The sequence below is a fragment of the Mumia xiangluensis genome (genome assembly GCF_010994095.1).
In the GTDB taxonomy this organism is placed as follows: Bacteria; Actinomycetota; Actinomycetes; order Propionibacteriales; family Nocardioidaceae; genus Mumia; species Mumia xiangluensis.
The window spans coordinates 292,404-311,673 of record NZ_WJYO01000004.1 but is presented as its reverse complement, the minus strand read 5'-3'; the positions used below and the strand labels follow the sequence as shown (position 1 = coordinate 311,673).

The window sequence follows — 19,270 nt, the reverse complement described above, 5'->3', positions numbered from 1 at the left end:
AACGGCGTTCCCTTGTCGCTATAGTCGAGTAATCTACTCGGGATTAGTAACTCACTAGTTTGAGCGCACTCAGCGCACCGCGCTGGATCACACTGCGAAAGGGAAGTCATGTCCACTCGAAAGAAGGCCACCCGCCTCCAGGCTGCAACCGTCGCGCTCGCCGCCGCGCTGGGGCTGTCAGCCTGCGGCGGCGCCGACGCCGACAGCGCGGACAGCACGACGCTGTCGCTGGTCGGCTTCGCGGTCCCGAAGGCTGGCAACAACGCCGCCCAGAAGGAGTTCGCGAAGACCGACGACGGCAAGGGCGTCGTCTGGAAGGAGTCGTACGGAGCCTCCGGCGACCAGAGCCGCGCGGTCGCCGGTGGTCTCGCCGCCGACTACGTGCACTTCTCGATCACCCCCGACGTGACGCGACTGGTCGAGGCCGGTCTCGTCGAGGACACCTGGGACGACGGCGAGCACAAGGGCATCGTCACCGACTCCGTCGTGGTGTTCGTCGTCCGCGAGGGCAACCCGAAGAACATCCAGACCTGGGACGACCTCGTCAAGGACGACGTCTCGATCGTCACGCCCAACCCGGGCTCGTCCGGCGCCGCCCGCTGGAACATCCTCGCCGGGTGGCAGCAGGCAGCCGCCGAGGGTGGCGACGCCGCCGGCACCCAGTACCTGACGAAGTTCTTCGAGCACGTCGCCGCACTCCCGGGCTCGGGTCGCGACGCCACTGCAGCCTTCCAGGCCGGCACCGGCGACGTCCTCATCTCGTACGAGAACGAGGCGATCCTCGCCCGCCAGCAGGGTGAGAAGTTCGACTACGTCGTCCCGGACGAGACCCTCCTCATCGAGAACCCGGGCGCCGTCCTCAAGGACGCCGACCCCAAGGCCGAGAAGTTCCTCGAGTTCGTCCTCAGCGACGAGGGTCAGGAGCAGTACGTCTCCAAGGGCTTCCGCCCGATCAGCGACAGCGTCGAGGTCGGCACCGTCGAGGGTGCGAACGACCCGGAGGACCCGTTCCCGACGCCGACGAGCCTCTTCACCATCGACGGTGACCTCGGTGGTTGGTCGGCCATCAACACGAAGTTCTTCGACGAGAACAACGGCATCGTCACGAAGATCCAGCAGGAGACGGGCAAGTCGTGACGTCTCCGACCCTCACGCAGGTGCGGCGCCGGGGTCCCCGGCGCCGCGCCCGCGCGGCGACCGCCCTCACCCCCGCCGCCGGGGTGGGGTTGGGGATCGCGCTGATCTGGTTCAGCATCCTCGTGCTGCTGCCCCTGTCAGCGGTGGTCATCACGACGACCGAGGGAGGCTGGGCGACGTTCTGGGAGACGATCCGCCAGCCGCAGACGTGGGCCGCGATCAAGCTCACCGTCGGCGAGGCCGTCCTCGTCACCCTCACGAACGTCGTCTTCGGCACCATGATCGCCTGGGTGCTGGTCCGTGACCGCTTCTGGGGCAAGCGCGTCCTGGAAGTCATCATCGACATCCCGTTCGCGCTGCCGACGATCGTCGCCGGCCTCGTCCTGCTCGCTCTGTACGGCCCAAACAGCCCGATCGGCGTCGACGTCGCCAACACCCGCATCGCGGTCTACCTCGCGCTGCTGTTCGTGACGACGCCGTTCGTGGTCCGCACGGTCCAGCCCGTGCTGCTCGAGCTCGACCCCGAGACCGAGCAGGCGGCCCAGTCCCTGGGCGCCAGCCGCTTCACGACGTTCCGCCGCATCCTGATCCCTGCGCTCGCACCGGCGATCACCGCCGGGGCGGCGCTCTCGTTCGCGCGAGCGATCAGCGAGTACGGCTCGCTCGTCCTGCTTTCGGGCAACCTGCCGATGCGCACCGAGGTCACGTCGGTCCGCATCCTCACCTACATCGAGAACGGCAACATGGCGGCCGCCGCCTCCGTCGCGTCGCTGCTTCTCCTCGTAGCCCTGTTCGCCATCGTGGCGCTCGACGTCATCTCGAGAAGGGTGGCCCGACGATGAACGGCAACCGCCTCGTCCGCTACTCGCTGCGCACGATCGTCCTCGTCTACCTCGGCCTCCTGATCGTGTGGCCCGTCTCGCTCGTCGCCAAGAACGCGTTCTCCGAGGGCATCGGGACCTTCATCGACGCGCTCACCGAGGAGACGACCGCGTACGCGTTCCAGCTCACGCTGATCGTGGCCGTGTGGGCGGTGGTCATCAACACCGTCTTCGGCATCCTGATCTCGATCCTGCTGGTCCGGTACACGTTCCCGGGTCGCCGTGCCCTGTCGGCGTTCATCGACCTGCCGCTGTCGGTGTCGCCCGTGGTCGTCGGCCTGGCACTGCTCCTCGCGTACGGGGGGACGAACGGCTGGTTCGGCCCCGCGCTCGAGGACTCCGGCATCCAGGTCATCTACGCGACACCGGGCATCATCATGGCCACGGCGTTCGTGTCGCTCCCGCTGGTGATCCGCGAGATCGTGCCGGTCCTCACCGAGATCGGCACCGAGCAGGAGCAGGCTGCCCGCAGCCTCGGCGCCAACGCCTGGCAGACGTTCCGCCGCATCACGATCCCCGCGATCCGCTGGGCGCTCGTCTACGGCGTCGTCCTGAGCCTCGCCCGGTCGCTGGGCGAGTTCGGCGCGGTCAAGATCGTGTCGGGCAACATCGTCGGCCAGACCCAGACGGCCACGCTCGTCGTCGAGGAGAAGTACCAGAACTTCGAGCAGACCGCCGCGTACGCCTCGTCGTTCGTCCTCGCTGCCGCCGCCGTCCTCGCGCTGATCGTCGTGACGCTGCTGCGCCCGGGCCACGAGGAGTCCGCCAGCACCGCCGGGGTCACCGCCGCCACCACCTCCGTACCCACCCAGAAGGACCCAGCATGAGCATCGAGATCGCAGGGGTCAGCCGTCGCTTCGGCGACTTCGTGGCCCTCGAAGACATCAACCTGTCGGTCCCGACCGGGCAGCTCACCGCCCTGCTCGGGCCCAGCGGCGGCGGCAAGTCGACGCTGCTGCGCATCATCGCCGGACTCGAGAACGCCGACTCCGGCACCGTCGAGATCGAAGGCACCGACGCGACCCGTCTCCCGGCGCGCAAGCGCAACGTGGGATTCGTGTTCCAGCACTACGCCGCGTTCAAGCACATGACCGTGGCGCGCAACGTCGCGTTCGGGCTGGAGATCCGCAAGCAGTCCAAGAAGCAGGTCGAGGAGCGCGTCCGCGAGATGCTGCGGCTCGTGCACCTCGAGCAGTTCGCCGACCGCTATCCCGCTCAGCTGTCCGGCGGTCAGCGGCAGCGCATGGCGCTGGCACGCGCCCTCGCGATCGAGCCGAGCGTGCTGCTGCTGGACGAGCCGTTCGGCGCACTCGACGCGAAGGTCCGCAAGGAGCTGCGCGACTGGCTGCGTCGCCTGCACGACGACGTCCACGTCACCACCGTGTTCGTGACGCACGACCAGGAGGAGGCTCTCGAGGTCGCCGACCAGATCGTCGTCATCAACCAGGGCAGGATCGAGCAGATCGGCACGCCGGACGAGCTGTACGACCAGCCGGCGTCCGACTTCGTCCTCTCGTTCCTCGGCCCGGTGACCACGCTGGGAGGCCGGCTGGTCCGGCCGCACGACATCGAGGTCACCACCGCACCCGTCCCGGACGCCGTACCGGGGACGGTCACGCGGTGGACCCGAATCGGGTACGAGGTGCGTCTGGAGGTCACGCCGGTCGCCGGCGGTGAGCCGATCCTGGTCCAGCTCACCCGGACGGAGGCCCTCCACCGCGGGCTGGGCGAGGGCATCGGCGTGTGGCTGCGCGAGTCGTCGCCCGTCAACGGCTCAGCCGCTCCGGCAGCCGTACTGGCCTGACCGTCCCCGCGCCCAGGCACGCGGCCGCGCCCGCGTGCCCGGGCACGCCTTCCCGTTTGCGGTGCCCGCACCTCAACCGCCGGGGCTGCACCGCAAATATGCGGTGCGGTCCCGGCATTTGCGGTGCTCCCACCGCAAATGCCGGAGGGAGGTGCGGCGCGCGGCAGCTCGGTGCGGCGCGCGGCAGCTCGGCGCGGCGCGGCGGCGCGCAGCGGTCAGTGCGACAAGGACAGCGCGAGGCGTTCCCCGCGGTAGAGCCACGCCGAGGCGACGAGGATGGCGAGCCCGGCGAACGACAGGCCCACGCCGACCCACGCTGTCGCGATGTAGCCGAATCCTGCGGCGATCACGAGACCGCCGAGCCATGCACCCAGCGCGTTGGCCGCGTTGAGTGCGGAGTGGTTGAGCGCCGCCCCGAGCATCTTGGCGCTGCCGGCGACGTGCATCAGACGCATCTGCAGGAGAAGGCCGAGCGCCGACGCCGCGGTCGAGAGCAGGAGCACGCCGATCAGGAGCAGGGCACCGTGCTGCGCCGTGACGGCGAACAGCGCGAGGAGCGCGGCCATCGCGACGAGCATGGTGCAGAGCCACGCGAAGAGCGAGTGGTCGGCGAGCCGCCCCCCGAGCGCCGTACCGAGGATCGAGCCGATTCCGTACACCAGCAGCACCCACGGCACGAACGAGGCGCTCAGGTTGCTCACGTCGGTCGTGATGGGCGCGATGTAGCTGTAGACGGCGAAGAGCCCGCCGAACCCGATCGCGCCGACACCGGCGGTGAGGAGGACCTGCGGCTGGCGCAGCGCGCGCAGCTCACGGCGTACGGTCGCCGACGTGTCGCGCTGCTGCTGCGGGACGAAGGCACCGATGAACCCCATAGTGACCACGGCGAGCCCCACGACGACCCAGTACGCCGAGCGCCATCCGAGCTGCTGTCCGAGGAAGGTGCTCGCGGGCACACCGACGAGGTTGGCAGCCGCGAGCCCGAGCATCACCGAGGCGACCGCGCGACCTCTGCGCTGCGGCGAGACCATCGAGGCCGCGATCAGGGACGCGACGCCGAAGTACGCGCCGTGCGGGAGGCCGGCCAGGAACCGGGCGCCGAGCAGCGTCTCGTACGTCGGGGCGACGGCGGTCAGCATGTTGCCCAGGGCGAGTGCCGCGACCAGCCCGATCGCGAGGGCGTGCTTCGGCAGCCTGGCGGTCAGCGAGACGATCAGGGGGGCGCCGACGACGACGCCGACCGCGTACGCCGAGATGACGTGCCCTGCGCTCGGGATCGAGACCCCGATCCCCGCGGCGATCTCGGGCAGCAGACCCATCGTGACGTACTCGGTGGTCCCGATCGCGAATCCGCCCAGAGCCAGCGCGATCAGCGCGAGCGTGAGGTTGCGCGGGGTCCCGCCGGTGCGCTCGCGGAGAATGCGCGGCGGGCGGGGACGGCGAGGCGAGAGAACGGAGGAGGTCACCTCCTCCATAATATGTTGCAGGAAAGAACAATTCAGGGTCCGTGACCGTGAACTCGCTCACCCCACGGCGGCGTGTCGCTCGCGGCCGTGCGACAAGTCACGCACAATGCGAGACGAGGGCTGTCAGGGGGACGGCCATCAAAAGGGGGAACGATGGTGCCCGAACTCCGCTCTCGACTCGGAGCCGAGCTGCTCGGCTCGTTCTGGCTGGTGCTCGGAGGCTGTGGCACGGCAGTGCTCGCCGCCGTGTTCGTGACCGACGTGGGCAACCTGGGCGTCGGGCACCTCGGTGTCGCCTTCGCCTTCGGACTCACCGTCCTCACCGGCGCGTACGCCGTCGGCCACATCTCCGGCGCGCATTTCAACCCAGCCGTCACCTTCGGCCTCGCGATCGCCAAGCGCTTCCCGTGGAAGGACGTCGGGCCCTACTGGATCGCCCAAATCGTCGGAGGCACCCTCGGCGCCGTGGTGCTCCTCGGCATCGCCAACGGCATCGACAGCTTCAACGCCGTCGACAGCGGCTTCGCCACGAACGGCTACGACGACCGCTCACCGGGCGGTTACGTGCTCTGGTCGGTGTTCCTGTGCGAGGTCGTGATGACCGCGATGTTCCTCTACGTCATCCTCGGCGTGACCTCCAAGCGCGCTCCGGTCGGCTTCGCACCTCTCGCGATCGGTCTCATGCTGACCCTGATCCACCTCATCTCGATCCCGGTCAGCAACACGTCGGTGAACCCGGCGCGATCGCTCGCTGTCGCGTGGTTCGCAGGAACGGACGCTCTCGCACAGGTCTGGGTCTTCCTGCTGGCACCGTTGATAGGTGCCGCCATCGCCGGAGCCTCGTTCGTGTTCATCACCGGCGTCGACCGCACCGACATCGACGTCACCGGCGACACCACGGCCTGACGTACCCTCGTACGGCCGGTATCGCCCGGTAACCCGGCGCGATCGCTGCGATCTGCACTTGCTAGCGTCTGGAGCACGTACGCGTCCGTACGCCCAGCTTCTTGCAAGGAGATGTCGTGAGCGCAACACCCGTGAAGGTGGCCGTCACCGGCGCCGCCGGCCAGATCGGCTACAGCCTGCTCTTCCGTATCGCCGCCGGCGATCTGCTCGGCCCGGACACCCCGGTCCAGCTGCGTCTGCTCGAGATCACGCCTGCGCTCAAGGCGCTCGAGGGCGTCGTGATGGAGCTCGACGACTGCGCGTTCCCGCTCCTCGACTCGGTCGAGATCGGCGACGACGCCAACACCATCTTCGACGGCGCGAACCTCGCGCTCCTCGTCGGTGCGCGCCCGCGTAGCAAGGGCATGGAGCGCGGTGACCTCCTCGAGGCCAACGGCGCGATCTTCACGGCTCAGGGCAAGGCCCTCAACGACCACGCCGCCGACGACATCCGCATCGGCGTGACCGGCAACCCGGCCAACACCAACGCCCTCATCGCGAAGACGAACGCACCCGACATCCCGGCCGAGCGCTTCTCCGCGCTCACCCGTCTCGACCACAACCGTGCGATCTCGCAGCTCGCGGCCAAGACCGGGGCACGCGTCACCGACATCACCAAGATGACGATCTGGGGCAACCACTCGGCGACCCAGTACCCCGACATCTTCCACGCCGAGATCGCCGGCCGTAACGCCGCCGAGGTCGTGGGCGACCAGGCGTGGATCGCCGACGACTTCATCCCGACCGTGGCCAAGCGAGGTGCGGCGATCATCGAGGCACGCGGCGCGTCGTCGGCAGCGTCGGCCGCCTCGGCCACCATCGACGCAGCCCGTGACTGGCTGCTCGGGTCGGCCGAGGGCGACTGGGTCTCGATGGCCGTCTCCTCCGACGGCTCGTACGGCGTGCCCGAGGGCCTCATCTCGTCGTTCCCCGTCGTCACCAAGGGCGGCGACTGGGAGATCGTCCAGGGTCTCGACATCGACGACTTCTCGCGCGCGAAGATCGACGCGTCGGTCGCCGAGCTCGTCGAGGAGCGCGACGCCGTCACCCAGCTCGGCCTGATCTGAGCCCAGCAGCAGACAGCACGACGCCCTGTCCCGGAACCCCCGGGGCAGGGCGTCGTCGTCTGTCGGCGCCTCTGCTCGCGCTCCGGCGCCCGGTTACTTCTGGTTCTGCAGCGCCTTCACGCCCATCTTGATGAGGATGAACGGCACGAGCAGCGACGCGACCGCGGTCACGAGCCAGACGATCAGCGCGGCGAGGATCCAGGTGGAGACGCCGTCGATCGAGATGCCGTCACCGACGAGCGTCGCGATGAAGAGCGCCACCAGCGTCGACACGATGCCGACACCGCCGACGAAGGCCTGCGCGTTCGTCGCGGCGACCTTGAGGATGAAGGGCGACAGGATCATCTGCGCGATCGCGAAGACGACGACCGCGGTGACGAAGCCACCCGTGGACACCGTCATGTCGTCGAGCAGCCATCCGGCGACGACGATGCCGATGGCGCACGCGACCAGGGAGATCAGGAGGTTGAGGAGCAGCCGAATCATGCTCGGAGCGTAGCGCCGCCGGATCACCGCTGCCGTGCGGCGCGCAGTGGGGGCGTACGGGGGTCTAGCCCTCAGGCAACGGGGAGCTAGCCCTCGGGCACCACGAAGGCGAGCGCCACCAGGCCCGCCCCGACGGCGAGCATCCACGCGACGTCGAAGGTACGACCGCGCACCCGCAGCAGCCCGGCTCGCGGCTCCGGGAGTGCGGCGCGGACCACCGCACCGCCGACGAAGGAGCTGCCGAGCACGAGGATGCCCTGGCGCCACGCTCCCAGCGCCACGAGCATCAGCCCGACGCACAGCGCCACGACCAGCGCGACGTACGCCCGTGTCCCCGAGACGCCGTCGGGTCGGGTCATGCCAGCCCGGCTGCGCGCTCGGCGGCCTCGACGACGTTCTGGAGGAGCATCGCCCGCGTCATGGGCCCGACGCCGCCCGGGTTCGGGGAGATCCATCCGGCGACCTCGGCGACACCGAGGTCGACGTCACCGGCGATCTTGCCCTCGGCGTCGCGGCTCACCCCGACGTCGAGGACCGCCGCGCCCGGCTTGACCATGTCAGCCGTGATGATCGACGGGACACCGGCGGCGGCCACCACGATGTCCGCGCGCTGCACCTCGGCGGCCAGGTCGCGGGTGCCGGTGTGGCAGAGCGTGACGGTCGCGTTCTCGCTGCGGCGGGTGAGCAGCAGACCGAGCGGCCGCCCGACGGTGACGCCGCGGCCGACCACGACGACCTGGGCCCCGGCGATCTCGACCCCGCCCCAGCGGAGGAGCTCGACGATGCCGCGCGGCGTGCACGGCAGCGGCGCGGGCTCGTTGAGGACGAGCCACCCGAGGTTGGTCGGCTGCAGGCCGTCGGCGTCCTTGTTCGGGTCGATGCGACCGATGACGGCGTTCTCGTCGATGCCCTTCGGGAGCGGGAGCTGCACGATGTATCCGGTGCAGGCGGGATCCGCGTTGAGCGTGTCGACGGCCTTGAGGATCTCGTCCTGGGTCGCGGTGGCCGGCAGGTCGACGCGGATCGACTCGATGCCGACCTGCGCGCAGTCGCGGTGCTTGCCGGCGACGTAGATCTGGCTGCCGGGGTCGTCGCCCACGAGCAGCGTCCCCAGCCCGGGGCGTACCCCGTGCTCCGCGAGGGTCGCGACCCGCGTGGCGAGGTCGGCCTTGATCGCAGCGGAAGCGGCCTTGCCGTCGAGAATCTGAGCGCTCACCCGAGAAGTCTCCCATGCAAGACTTCGCGGGTGACCCCTCGCCTCGGAACCCTCGATCTCGTTCCCGCCCTCGACCGTCTGGACCTCCTCGCAGCCCCCGTCGCCGCAGCCCTGTCCGCGCCGGGTGCGACCGCGGAGTCCGCCTGGGTGTGCGAGATCGATCCCGGGCTCGCCGACACGGCGGCGTTCTCGCAGGCGTACGCGGTGCCGCTCGAGGCGTCGGCCAACTGCGTCGTGGTCCTCGGCAAGCGGGCAGGCGAGGAGCGGGCGGCCGCGTGCGTGGTCCGAGCGGACACCCGCGCCGACGTGAACGGCGCCGTACGCCGTCGCCTGGACGTCCGCAAGCTGTCGTTCGCGCCGATGGACTGGGCGACGGAGACGACGGCCATGGAGTACGGCGGCATCACGCCCGTCGGCGCACCGGAACCGTGGCCGATCCTCGTCGACGAGCGGGCGGCCGCGCTCGAGTGGGCGCTGATCGGGTCGGGCGTGCGCCGCTCCAAGCTCGTCGTCCCCGGTCCGCTCCTCGCCGCGCTCCCCGGTGCCGAGGTCGCGGCCATCGCCCTCTGACGCACGTCTCGACATCTCCGCTGCCGACGCGACGGAGATGTCGAGACGTACGTCGGTGGTTCACCCGCGCCACCCCGCATTCGCGAACAGCCGTGCGAGCTGGTCGGAGACCGCGGCGCGCTGGCGCCGGATCGCGTACGAGCTGAAGATCAGCAGCTTCGGCCCGCCGATCACGATCTCGTTCGCCCGCATCAGGTCCGCGTCCCACTGGATGACGCGCATGTGCGGGATCCCGTGGACCTCGACCGCGAGGTCGTACTCGTCCCAGGCGACGTCGAGGTAGTAGCGCCCGTCGCCGCGTCGGACCGGACGCTGCCGGGTCGGGACAGGAAGGTGCAGGGCGCGGCGGATGGTCTCGAAGTCGCGTTCGGGCAACGACTGGATCCCGCCCGCGGCATCGAGGTACGACTCGACGATCAGCGCGCGATGGCGGCAGCTGCCGCGGCGACTCAGGGCATCACGCAGGTGCGGTGTCCGGACGAGTCCTTGCTGCGCTCCCGCCAGGATGATCGCTCTGGCCCGCCTTTCGCGCTCGGACCAGCTCGCCGCGTCGACCAGGCTGCGCGCGATCCTCGTACGGGGCGGGTGCCGCGCCGGGTGCACGTCGCGCTCGTCGAGGTAGACGCTCCAGTGCGGGACGACCCCCTCGATCGCCGGGCGACGCGCGGCGTCCGGAAGGACGACGTGCGTCTCCTCGACGGCGAACCCGCGCAACCCGTCGTACGAGGCGGCGCTGAGGCCACCGAGCACCGAGCCCGGCGCGCACGCGAGCAGCCGCGCCCAGACGAGCTGGTCCGGCGAGAGGGGACCGTTGTGCGTGACGACGACACCTCGGAACGGTCGTTGCCATCGCTCGGCGGCGACCTGGGCCCGGACCCGGCCCTCACCGAACAGCGCGTTCGCCTGTGCCGTCGTCAAGACGCCGCGCTGTCGTTCGAGCATGGCGCCGATGCTGGTCGATCCCGCGCCGAGACCGCACCTGCGCCGTGTGGATAACCGCGCGCTGCGACGTACGTCTCGACATTCCCGTCGCGCCGGCTACGGAAATGTCGAGACGTACGTCGGAAGGACTCTCAGTGGAAGAAGTGGCGCGAGCCCGTGACGTACATCGTGATGCCGGCGGCGTTCGCGGCTGCGACCACCTCGTCGTCGCGCACCGAACCACCAGGCTGTACGACGGCCTTCACGCCGCCGTCGATCAGCACCTGCAGCCCGTCGGCGAAGGGGAAGAACGCGTCCGACGCCGCCACGGCACCGGTCGCCCGCTCCGCCCCGGCGCGCTCGACCGCGAGCTTGCAGGAGTCGACGCGGTTCACCTGTCCCATGCCGACGCCGACTGCCGCGCGGTCCTTCGCGAGCAGGATCGCGTTCGACTTGACGGTGCGGCAGGCCTTCCACGCGAACGCGAGGTCCGCCAGCGTCGCCTCGTCGGCAGCCTCGCCTGCGGCCAGCGTCCACGTCGCCGGGTCGTCGCCCGGCGCGTCGACGTGGTCGCGCGACTGCATCAGCGCGCCGCCGGAGATCAGCCGCAGCTCGATGCCCTGCGGGTGCTCGTCGAGCGGCGCGACCAGGATGCGGATGTTCTTCTTGCGGGTCAGCACCTCGACCGCGCGCGGCTCGAACTCCGGCGCCACGATGACCTCCGTGAACACCTCGGCGACCTTCTCCGCCATCTCGACGGTGACGGGACGGTTCGCCGCGATCACGCCGCCGTACGCGGACAGCGGGTCGGTCGCGTGCGCCTTCGCGTACGCCTCGACGATGTCGTCGCCGACCGCGATGCCGCACGGGTTCGCGTGCTTGATGATCGCGACCGCGGGCTCGTCGAAGTCGTTCGCGGCACGCCGGGCCGCGTCGGCGTCGACGTAGTTGTTGTAGGACATCTCCTTGCCGTGCAGCTGCGTCGCGTTGGCGATGCCCGCCCGGTCGCCGTGGTAGAGCGCGGCCGCCTGGTGCGGGTTCTCGCCGTAGCGCAGGACCGAGGACAGCCCCCAGTCGCCGCCGATCCACGCCGGGAACTGCTGCTGCGTCTGCGGTGCGTAGATGCTCTGGAACCACGACGCGACGGCGATGTCGTACGACGCCGTGTGCGTGAACGCCTCCGCTGCGAGGCGCTTGCGCTCCTCGAGGGTGAAGCCGCCGGCGCGTACGGCGGTGAGCAGCGTGTCGTACCGGCGCGGGTCGACCACGACGGCCACCGACGGGTGGTTCTTGGCGGCCGCGCGAACCATCGACGGTCCACCGATGTCGATCTGCTCGACGACCTCGTCCGGCGACGCCCCGGAGGCGACGGTCTGCCGGAACGGGTAGAGGTTCACGACGACCAGGTCGAACGGCTCGATCTCGAGCTCGGTGAGCTGCTCGACGTGGCTGTCGAGCCTCATGTCGGCGAGGATCCCGGCGTGCACCCGCGGGTGCAGCGTCTTGACCCGCCCGTCGAGGGTCTCCGGGAACCCGGTCAGCTCCTCGACCTTCGTCACCGGGACGCCAGCGTCCGCGATGCGGTCGGCGGTGGACCCGGTGGAGACGATCGCCACGCCCTCGGCGTGCAGCGCGTTCGCGAGCCCCTCCAGCCCCGACTTGTCGTACACCGAGATCAGGGCGCGCTTGATGGGGCGCCTGTCTTCGCCCACGGTGGCCTCGCTCATCCGATGGTGACCTTTCTTCCGTCGATGGTCCAGCCGCGGCGGACCATCGATCCGAGCGCGTCGACCAGCTGGCGACGCTCTGCTTCCTTGATGCGTTCGAGGAGCGTGTCCTCGGTGTCGTCGTCCAGGACGGGGACGGCGACCTGGGCGATGATCGGGCCCGTGTCCACGCCGTCGTCGACGAAGAAGAGGGTCGCCCCAGCCAGCTTGACGCCGTACGCGAGGGCGTCGCGCGGCCCGTGGATGCCGACGAAGCTCGGCAGGAGCGAGTTGTGCGTGTTGACGTAGCGGTCGGCGAACGCCGCCAGGAAGTCGGCGCCGACCAGCTTGAGGAACCCGGCGGAGACCACCAGGTCGGGCTCGTACGACGCCACGCTCGCCGTCAGGGCGGCGTCCCAGTCCGCCCGCTCGTCGAAGTCGCGGACGCGGTGCACGAACGTGGCTGCGCCCGCCCGCTCGCCGCGGGCGAGACCCTCGATGCCGTCGCGGTCCGCTCCGACCGCCACGACCTCCGCGCCGTACGCCGGATCGGCGCACGCGTCGATGAGGGCCTGGAGGTTGCTGCCTGACCCGGAGACGAGGACGACCAGCCGCGCGGGGCGGTCAGTCGTCGGGGGTGGAGTCCGGCGGATCAGCGGCCGGTGCGGTTGCGTCGTCGTCTGCTCCACGACGACCACGATAGTGCGCCGCTGCTCCCCCGACCGCCCCGCCTACGGCCAGGACGACGATCGCGAGGGGGGCGGCGACCGCGAGATCGGGGCCGGAATGTCCCAGCCGGCCTGGTCCGACGGACCCGCCGGACAGCAGCATGGCCGCAGCGAGCAACGATCCTGCGATCGCGCCTGCGCCTCCCCCGCCGACGACCGCGGTCCGCAGGTCGTGCGCGAGCACGGTCGAGGACCGCCGCGGCGAGACGGCGCGGTAGCCGGCGATCGCACCGCACAGCAGCGGGAGCGCCGACAGCGCCACCAGCCACGCCGGTCGCGGGCCGGTCGGCGGGAGTGCGGCGAGCACCGGCAGGGCGGGTACGGCGCCGAGGCTGCTCGCGGTCAGGGTGACCGAGGTGCCCGCGCCGAGGGCGTACCCCGGGCCGAGCAGCGCGGCGACGTTCCACAGGACCAGGTTGGGGAGGACGACGAGACAGACGAGGAAGAGGCCGAGCCCTCCGAGGGCGTCGGGTCGAAGCGAGTCCCACATCGCCCCGGCCGTATCGATCCTCGCGACGATCCCGCCCACGACGAGGAGCGCTGCGGCCCCGACGAGCGCGACCGCCCCCACCCGGGCGCCCCGCAGCGCCGAGCGGCCCAGCGGCGGAAGTGCGTCGTACTGGCGTTGCGCGAGCCCCGATCCGTGGGCACCGCCGGTGAATCCGAAGAGGCCACCGACCACGAGACCCGCGACGGCGGCCCGCCATGTCTCGACGTGCACCGCCCCCAGGGCCGACCACCAGGCGACGACGGCGAGCACCCCGGCGTACAGGACGGCCGTGGCAGCGCCCGCCGACACGGCCTGCCGGACCGTCGGCGCGACACCGAAGCCGGTGGCGACGCGTGCGACCGACCCGTGAAGCAGCACGGTGACCAGCGCGAACAGTCCCAGCGGGATGGCGTTGAGGACCGCGCCGGACACCACGACACCGCTGCCGTGGGCCGTCAGCCACGCGATCGCGCCCGCACGGAGCGCGCCTGCGGCGGACCCGCTGCCGGCCGACATCCAGACGACGACCGCCAGCCCGCCGCAGACGAGGAGGCCGATCGCGGCGGCCAGGACGGCACCCGCCGCGCCGGCGTACCATCCGGGCCTGGTGCCGCCGTCGCTCGTGCCGCGGGCGCCGACGGGATTCGGGGCGAGAGTCTCGGTCATCTCGACCATGGTCCCTGTAGCCTGGGTCCCCTGGACGGAGGCACGCCGAGTGCCCGACCGGGGGGTCGTCCGGGTCACAGTCAGTCGCCGCACCCCGGACCGAGGGAGAACCGAGTCATGCCGAAGGTGGAAGAGTTCGACACCTTCTACGACTCCACCAGCCGATACGTCACCCACCTCACGTACGCCGAGAGCGGCGACCGCACGGTCACCGAGGAGGCCGTCGCCGAGGCCTACGGGAAGGCGTGGCAGGGCTGGGCCAAGCACCGTTCGCGTGATCCGCTGGGGTTCGTCCGCGGCGAGGCGTTCCGTCACGCCCGGCTGTCGCGAGGGACGCGCCCGTGGCGTCGCCGGCACGAGGACGACAGCGACCTCGGCCTGATCGAGGCCCTCCAGAACCTCAACAGCCGCACCCGCCGCCTGATCATCCTCCAGACGCTCGGCGAGCTCGACATCTCGTCCGCCGCACGCGATCTCGCGATGACCGACGCCGAGGCCGTCGCTGAGACGCAGCACGCGGTCACCGAGCTCGAGCAGGCGCTCGGGCAGAGCATCGGCCAGATCGAGAGCCGTCTGCTCGGGCTCTCCGAGATCTCGGAGCGCATCCCCCTCCCGACGCCCGCCCGGATCCGCGGCAAGGCCCGCGGGCGCCGCCGCAGGCACACCGTCATGGCGGTCGCGGCCGCCAGCGCTGCCGTGGTCGGTGCCGGGCTCGTCGTCGCGCCGACCGCACCCATGAGCCAGGCGGCTGCTCCCGAGCGCAACCGGGTGGGCGAGACCCCCGTCGAGGCTGCACGCCCGGGCGACGCCGTCACCACACGGTCGCTGCTCAACGCGACCGAGATCGGCCGGCTCAGCCCGAACCGCGACTGGACGACGCTCACCACCACCGCGGACGAGGCGGGCGACGACGAGGATCCGGTCGCGGCCGCCGCCGCGTCGGACCCGGCGGCCGCTGGGGAGCCGCTGACCACGTGCGCACCGCGCCGGTTCGCGACCAACAATCCCCGCAAGACCTACGTCCGCGACTTCGAGGTGTACGGCCAGCCGGAGCAGGCCGTCCACGTCATCGAGGTCGCCCGCGACGCCGACGGCGCGAAGGCGGCTCAGAAGCGGCGGCTGCAGTGGTACGCCGACTGTGCCGTCCCCGGGATCCAGATGACCTCGGACACCGCGACGATCAAGGGCGCTGCGTCGCCGGTCACGATCATCCGCCTCAACGACCTCTCGGCGCCGGTGCGGACGATCACGATCGGGATGATGCAGACCGGCGTCGTCAGCACGATGCTGGTGCACCAGACCGACGGCACCCGCGGCCCGGCGACCGCAGCCGTGGGCGCAGCCCTCGTCGATGCCATGCGGCTGGCCTGCGCATCGTCCGGCGGCCCGTGCACGACGACGGCCGAGGTCGTCGGAGCACCGCTCCCCCGCACCTCCACCGATCCCGGCTTCCTCGCGGCCGTCGACCTCCCGCCGGTCGGCTCGCAGACCAAGCCCTGGGCCGGGACGAAGCCGAAGGCCCCGAGCGACAACCCCGCCGCGACGATGTGCGACCAGGCCAACTTCCTCACGCGCGGCGTGTCCAAGGCACGCGGACGGATCTACGTCGTCCCCAACGACAAGGCGATCCCGAAGCAGTTCGGGATCGGCCAGTCGATCGCGACCTTCCGCAGCCCCCAGCAGGCCCAGGCGTTCGTCCAGCGCGTCCAGAAGCGGATCCGCAAGTGCGAGGACCGCAACCAGGCGGCGAACGTCGCTGACGGCAAGCCCGTGCGCGGCTCGGGCTACGCCGGCAGGACGTGGCGCATGACGTTCGAGACGGGCCCGAAGTCGTCGGTCAGCTATCGCCTCGCGCTCATCCGGCGCGGCGCCATCGTCACCGAGGTCCGGCAGTCGGGCAACAAGCGTGCTGACCTGACCGCGACGCAGTTCCTGCGGGTCGCCGACCGCTCCGGTCAGCGCCTCGCCTACTGGCGCTGACTCACCCGCCCCTACGCGAAGGCGCCCCGACCGATGAACGGTCGGGGCGCCTCGTACAAGGTTCCGCTCAGAGCGCCTTGAGTCAGAGCGCCTTGAGGATCTCGCGCATGAGCTCCGCGGTCTCGGACGGCGTCTTGCCGACCTTGACCCCGGCGGCCTCGAGGGCCTCCTTCTTGGCCTCGGCCGTGCCCGACGAGCCGGAGACGATCGCGCCGGCGTGGCCCATCGTCTTGCCCTCGGGCGCCGTGAAGCCTGCGACGTAGCCGACGACCGGCTTCGTCACGTGCTCCTTGATGTAGGCCGCGGCCCGCTCCTCGGCGTCGCCACCGATCTCGCCGATCATCACGATCGCCTTGGTCTCCGGGTCGTTCTCGAAGGCCTCGAGCGCATCGATGTGCGTGGTGCCGACGATCGGGTCGCCGCCGATGCCGATGGCGGTCGAGAAGCCGTAGTCCGACAGCTCGTACATCATCTGGTAGGTCAGCGTGCCCGACTTCGACACGAGGCCGATCGGCCCCTTGCCCGCGATCGTGTGCGGCGTGATGCCGGCCAGCGACTCCTCCGGCGTGATGATGCCGGGGCAGTTCGGGCCGATCATCCGGGTCTGCTTGCCCTGCAGGTACGACCAGACCTCGGCCGTGTCCTGGACCGGGACGCCCTCGGTGATGACGACGAGCAAGCCGATGCCCGCGTCGATCGCCTCGACGCAGGCATCCTTGGTGAAGGCCGGCGGCACGAAGACGACGGACACGTCGGCGCCGGTCTCGGCCATCGCCTCGGCGACGGTGCCGTAGACCGGCAGCTCGACCTCAGCGCCGGCCTTGGTGTGCGTCACGGTGGTGCCGGCCTTGCGGGCGTTGACACCGCCGACGATGTTGGATCCCGCGTCGAGCATCAGGGCGGTGTGCTTGGCACCCATCCCGCCGGTGATGCCCTGGACGATGATCTTGGAGTCCTTGTTCAGGTAGATGGACATGTCCTCGTCCCCTCTCAGGCGTTCGCCAGCTCGGCGGCTTTGTCGGCCGCGCCGTCCATGGTGTCGACGAGGGTGACCAGCGGGTGGTTGCGCTCGTTGAGGATCTGTCGACCCACCTCGACGTTGTTGCCGTCGAGACGCACGACCAGCGGCTTGGTCGCCGTGTCGCCCAGCAGGTCCAGTGCGCCGACGATGCCGTTGGCGACCTCGTCACAGGCGGTGATGCCACCGAAGACGTTGACGAAGACGGCCTTGACGTCGGGATCGCCGAGGATCACGTCGAGGCCGTTCGCCATCACCTGGGCGTTCGCGCCGCCGCCGATGTCGAGGAAGTTGGCGGGCTTGACACCGCCGTGCGCCTCACCGGCGTACGCGACGACGTCGAGCGTCGACATGACCAGACCCGCGCCGTTGCCGATGATGCCGACCTGGCCCTCGAGCTTGACGTAGTTGAGGTTGAGCTGCTTGGCCTTCGCCTCGAGCGGGTTCTCCGCGCTCTTGTCGACGAACTCCTCGTGCTCGGTGTGACGGAACTCGGCGTTCTCGTCGAGCGAGACCTTGCCGTCGAGCGCCTCGAGCTTGTCGCCCGCGAGACGGGCGAGCGGGTTGACCTCGACGAGCGTGGCGTCCTCTTCGACGAAGACCTTCCACAGCGCCTGGATCATGGTGACGGCCTGCTCGAAGACCGGCTCCGGGAAGGCGGCCTCGGTCGCGATGGCGCGGGCCTTCGCCTCGTCGACCCCGGTGCCCGGGTCGATCGGGATCTGCTTGACGGCATCGGGGTTGGTCTTGGCGACCTCCTCGATCTCGACGCCACCCTCGACCGATGCGATGCACAGGTACTGGCGGTTCGCGCGGTCGAGCAGGAAGGAGAAGTAGTACTCGTCCTCGATGCTGGCTGCGGGGGCGATCAGGACACGGTTGACCGTGAGTCCCTTGATCTCCATGCCGAGGATGTCCTCAGCGCGGTCGCGTGCCTCGCCGGGAGTCGGCGCGAACTTGACGCCGCCCGCCTTGCCACGGCCACCGGCCTTGACCTGGGCCTTGACGACGACTGCGCCACCCAGGTCTTCGGCGCCCTGCTGCGCCTCTTCGGGGGTGTTCGCCACGACGCCGAGCGTCACGGGAACCCCGTGCTTGGCGAAGAGCTCCTTCGCTTGGTACTCCATGAGATCCACGGTGATGCCGTCCTTTAGTACAGGTACGCTGCCGTACAACCTTTTGGACTGTAGTCCCGTGATCCTGGTCACAAGGCCACGGGGTGGGCGGGCTACCATCCGCGCATGGTCGACGACAGCGCAGCCGCCAGTGTCTCCGCCCTCAGTGTGCCTTCCCGCGGCGCGACCCTCTCGGTGAACCGGTCCGGCACCCCGTCGGGCCCCACGGTCGTCCTCGTCCACGGCTATCCGGACAACCACCGGGTGTGGGACCGCGTCGTGCCGCAGCTCCAGGATCTCGACGTGGTCACGTACGACGTCCGCGGCGCCGGTCGGTCGACTGCGCCCGAGGGACGCTCGGCGTACCGGGTCGAGCGCCTCGTCGACGACCTGGTCGCCGTGCTCGACGCCGTACGCCCCGACGGCGGCGCCGTCCATCTCGTCGGGCACGACTGGGGCTCGGTCCAGCTGTGGTCGGCCGTCTTCGCGTCGGCCGACGACCCGCGGCTCCGTGGGCGCATCGCCTCGTTCGTGTCGATCAGCGGACCCGACCTGCGCCTGTACGGCGCCTACCTGCGCCGCAGTGCCCGTGAGCGCCGCTGGCGTCGGCTGGCCGGCCAGCTGTCGAAGTCCTGGTACATCCTGGCCTTCCAGGTCCCTCACCTTCCCGAGCTGGTCGTCCGGCGGGCGACCGGCGTCGTACGGCGTGCGCTCACGCGGTCGCAGGGCCTGGAGGACGGCCACTGGTCGGACTCCCTCGCCCGCGACGCCGCCCACGGGATCAACCTGTACCGCGCGAACGCCTTCCGGTCGGCCTCCGCACCGCTGCCGGAGAGGACGCACGTCCCCGTCACCCTGGTCGTCGCCCTCCGGGACGACTTTCTCTCGCCGTCGCTGTACGAGGGGCTGGAGGAGCACGTCCCGAACCTGGTCCGGCGTGAGGTCGACGCCGGGCACTGGCTTCCGTGGCTGCGCCCCGAGGAGGTCGTCGCCGCCGTACGGGCGGCCGTGACTGCACCGTCCGGTCTGTGACCCGACTCACACGCGGACCCGTGAGTGGATCGGAAACAGCCG

At 70.6% G+C, this 19,270-nt stretch carries 19 protein-coding genes; 9 read left to right on the top strand and 10 right to left on the bottom strand.

What is annotated here, in order from left to right:
- Positions 1–108: 108 nt before the first annotated feature.
- The 4 genes from GH747_RS14580 to GH747_RS14565 are packed head-to-tail and all read left to right on the top strand — an operon-like array spanning position 109 to position 3,822.
- On the top strand, positions 109–1,137 hold the full coding sequence (locus tag GH747_RS14580) for a sulfate ABC transporter substrate-binding protein (protein ID WP_149770321.1): 1,029 nt from the start codon (positions 109–111) through the stop codon (positions 1,135–1,137).
- Entirely contained in the window at positions 1,134–1,979 is an 846-nt protein-coding gene (gene cysT, locus GH747_RS14575) for a sulfate ABC transporter permease subunit CysT (RefSeq protein WP_149770320.1), read from the top strand. The genes GH747_RS14580 and cysT overlap by 4 nt, the downstream gene beginning before the upstream one ends.
- On the top strand, positions 1,976–2,845 hold the full coding sequence (locus GH747_RS14570) for a sulfate ABC transporter permease (RefSeq protein WP_149770319.1): 870 nt from the start codon (positions 1,976–1,978) through the stop codon (positions 2,843–2,845). The genes cysT and GH747_RS14570 overlap by 4 nt, the downstream gene beginning before the upstream one ends.
- Complete coding sequence (locus tag GH747_RS14565; protein ID WP_149770318.1) at positions 2,842–3,822, top strand: sulfate/molybdate ABC transporter ATP-binding protein; 981 nt, start codon at positions 2,842–2,844, stop codon at positions 3,820–3,822. Before GH747_RS14570 ends, GH747_RS14565 begins: the two co-directional genes overlap by 4 nt.
- Before the next feature lie 215 nt (positions 3,823–4,037).
- Here GH747_RS14565 and GH747_RS14560 read toward each other — a convergent pair whose 3' ends face one another.
- A complete protein-coding gene (locus GH747_RS14560; RefSeq protein ID WP_228552936.1) occupies positions 4,038–5,288 on the bottom strand; it encodes an MFS transporter in 1,251 nt (416 codons plus the stop codon).
- A 153-nt stretch (positions 5,289–5,441) separates the two neighbouring features.
- Here GH747_RS14560 and aqpZ point away from each other — a divergent pair, with 153 nt between their 5' ends.
- Both aqpZ and GH747_RS14550 read left to right on the top strand, forming a co-directional pair.
- Positions 5,442–6,194: an aquaporin Z gene (gene aqpZ, locus GH747_RS14555; protein ID WP_149770316.1), complete on the top strand. Its 753-nt coding sequence runs from the start codon at positions 5,442–5,444 to the stop codon at positions 6,192–6,194.
- 116 nt (positions 6,195–6,310) lie between these two features.
- On the top strand, positions 6,311–7,300 hold the full coding sequence (locus tag GH747_RS14550) for a malate dehydrogenase (protein WP_149770315.1): 990 nt from the start codon (positions 6,311–6,313) through the stop codon (positions 7,298–7,300).
- Between the two features lie 93 nt (positions 7,301–7,393).
- On the opposite strand, the gene GH747_RS14545 is transcribed toward GH747_RS14550, so the two are convergent.
- The 3 genes from GH747_RS14545 to GH747_RS14535 all read right to left on the bottom strand — a co-directional run bounded on the left by GH747_RS14545 (position 7,394) and on the right by GH747_RS14535 (position 9,002).
- Positions 7,394–7,786 carry a phage holin family protein gene (locus GH747_RS14545; RefSeq protein WP_149770314.1) on the bottom strand — a complete coding sequence of 131 codons (393 nt, stop codon included), beginning with the start codon at positions 7,784–7,786 and terminating at the stop codon, positions 7,394–7,396.
- 86 nt (positions 7,787–7,872) lie between these two features.
- Positions 7,873–8,145, bottom strand: coding sequence for a DUF3017 domain-containing protein (locus tag GH747_RS14540; RefSeq protein ID WP_163695643.1), 273 nt, complete (start codon positions 8,143–8,145; stop codon positions 7,873–7,875).
- Positions 8,142–9,002 carry a bifunctional methylenetetrahydrofolate dehydrogenase/methenyltetrahydrofolate cyclohydrolase gene (locus tag GH747_RS14535; protein ID WP_149770312.1) on the bottom strand — a complete coding sequence of 287 codons (861 nt, stop codon included), beginning with the start codon at positions 9,000–9,002 and terminating at the stop codon, positions 8,142–8,144. Before GH747_RS14535 ends, GH747_RS14540 begins: the two co-directional genes overlap by 4 nt.
- A 30-nt stretch (positions 9,003–9,032) precedes the next feature.
- Between GH747_RS14535 and GH747_RS14530 the strand changes: the two genes are divergently transcribed.
- Positions 9,033–9,572 carry a YbaK/EbsC family protein gene (locus GH747_RS14530; protein ID WP_149770311.1) on the top strand — a complete coding sequence of 180 codons (540 nt, stop codon included), beginning with the start codon at positions 9,033–9,035 and terminating at the stop codon, positions 9,570–9,572.
- A 60-nt stretch (positions 9,573–9,632) separates the two neighbouring features.
- On the opposite strand, the gene GH747_RS14525 is transcribed toward GH747_RS14530, so the two are convergent.
- The 4 genes from GH747_RS14525 to GH747_RS14510 all read right to left on the bottom strand — a co-directional run bounded on the left by GH747_RS14525 (position 9,633) and on the right by GH747_RS14510 (position 14,083).
- Positions 9,633–10,514 carry a hypothetical protein gene (locus GH747_RS14525; RefSeq protein ID WP_149770310.1) on the bottom strand — a complete coding sequence of 294 codons (882 nt, stop codon included), beginning with the start codon at positions 10,512–10,514 and terminating at the stop codon, positions 9,633–9,635.
- A gap of 131 nt (positions 10,515–10,645) precedes the next feature.
- A complete protein-coding gene (gene purH / locus GH747_RS14520) occupies positions 10,646–12,220 on the bottom strand; it encodes a bifunctional phosphoribosylaminoimidazolecarboxamide formyltransferase/IMP cyclohydrolase (RefSeq protein ID WP_149770309.1) in 1,575 nt (524 codons plus the stop codon).
- Positions 12,217–12,852, bottom strand: coding sequence for a phosphoribosylglycinamide formyltransferase (gene purN / locus GH747_RS14515; RefSeq protein ID WP_149770506.1), 636 nt, complete (start codon positions 12,850–12,852; stop codon positions 12,217–12,219). Before purN ends, purH begins: the two co-directional genes overlap by 4 nt.
- Complete coding sequence (locus GH747_RS14510) at positions 12,824–14,083, bottom strand: cell division protein PerM (protein ID WP_149770308.1); 1,260 nt, start codon at positions 14,081–14,083, stop codon at positions 12,824–12,826. Before GH747_RS14510 ends, purN begins: the two co-directional genes overlap by 29 nt.
- A 117-nt stretch (positions 14,084–14,200) precedes the next feature.
- Between GH747_RS14510 and GH747_RS14505 the strand changes: the two genes are divergently transcribed.
- Entirely contained in the window at positions 14,201–16,063 is a 1,863-nt protein-coding gene (locus GH747_RS14505; RefSeq protein WP_149770307.1) for a sensor domain-containing protein, read from the top strand.
- Between the two features lie 82 nt (positions 16,064–16,145).
- Here the strand turns inward: GH747_RS14505 and sucD are convergent, their stop codons facing one another.
- Complete coding sequence (gene sucD / locus GH747_RS14500; protein ID WP_149770306.1) at positions 16,146–17,039, bottom strand: succinate--CoA ligase subunit alpha; 894 nt, start codon at positions 17,037–17,039, stop codon at positions 16,146–16,148.
- Between the two features lie 14 nt (positions 17,040–17,053).
- The gene (sucC, locus tag GH747_RS14495) at positions 17,054–18,217 is read right to left on the bottom strand and encodes an ADP-forming succinate--CoA ligase subunit beta (protein ID WP_149770305.1); all 1,164 of its coding nucleotides are present in this window, start codon (positions 18,215–18,217) and stop codon (positions 17,054–17,056) included.
- Between the two features lie 105 nt (positions 18,218–18,322).
- Here sucC and GH747_RS14490 point away from each other — a divergent pair, with 105 nt between their 5' ends.
- Positions 18,323–19,228, top strand: coding sequence for an alpha/beta fold hydrolase (locus GH747_RS14490; protein WP_149770304.1), 906 nt, complete (start codon positions 18,323–18,325; stop codon positions 19,226–19,228).
- The last annotated feature ends 42 nt before the right edge of the window (positions 19,229–19,270 follow it).

Bases quoted from the DNA above. Each gene is read 5' to 3' on its own strand.
- GH747_RS14580 (WP_149770321.1), top strand. From the start codon at position 109: ATGTCCACTCGAAAGAAGGCCACCCGCCTCCAGGCTGCAACCGTCGCG.
- GH747_RS14570 (WP_149770319.1), top strand. From the start codon at position 1,976: ATGAACGGCAACCGCCTCGTCCGCTACTCGCTGCGCACGATCGTCCTC.
- GH747_RS14565 (WP_149770318.1), top strand. From the start codon at position 2,842: ATGAGCATCGAGATCGCAGGGGTCAGCCGTCGCTTCGGCGACTTCGTG.
- aqpZ (WP_149770316.1), top strand. From the start codon at position 5,442: ATGGTGCCCGAACTCCGCTCTCGACTCGGAGCCGAGCTGCTCGGCTCG.
- GH747_RS14545 (WP_149770314.1), bottom strand. From the start codon at position 7,786: ATGATTCGGCTGCTCCTCAACCTCCTGATCTCCCTGGTCGCGTGCGCC.
- GH747_RS14540 (WP_163695643.1), bottom strand. From the start codon at position 8,145: ATGACCCGACCCGACGGCGTCTCGGGGACACGGGCGTACGTCGCGCTG.
- GH747_RS14525 (WP_149770310.1), bottom strand. From the start codon at position 10,514: ATGCTCGAACGACAGCGCGGCGTCTTGACGACGGCACAGGCGAACGCG.
- purH (WP_149770309.1), bottom strand. From the start codon at position 12,220: ATGAGCGAGGCCACCGTGGGCGAAGACAGGCGCCCCATCAAGCGCGCC.
- GH747_RS14510 (WP_149770308.1), bottom strand. From the start codon at position 14,083: ATGACCGAGACTCTCGCCCCGAATCCCGTCGGCGCCCGCGGCACGAGC.
- GH747_RS14505 (WP_149770307.1), top strand. From the start codon at position 14,201: ATGCCGAAGGTGGAAGAGTTCGACACCTTCTACGACTCCACCAGCCGA.
- sucD (WP_149770306.1), bottom strand. From the start codon at position 17,039: ATGTCCATCTACCTGAACAAGGACTCCAAGATCATCGTCCAGGGCATC.
- GH747_RS14490 (WP_149770304.1), top strand. From the start codon at position 18,323: ATGGTCGACGACAGCGCAGCCGCCAGTGTCTCCGCCCTCAGTGTGCCT.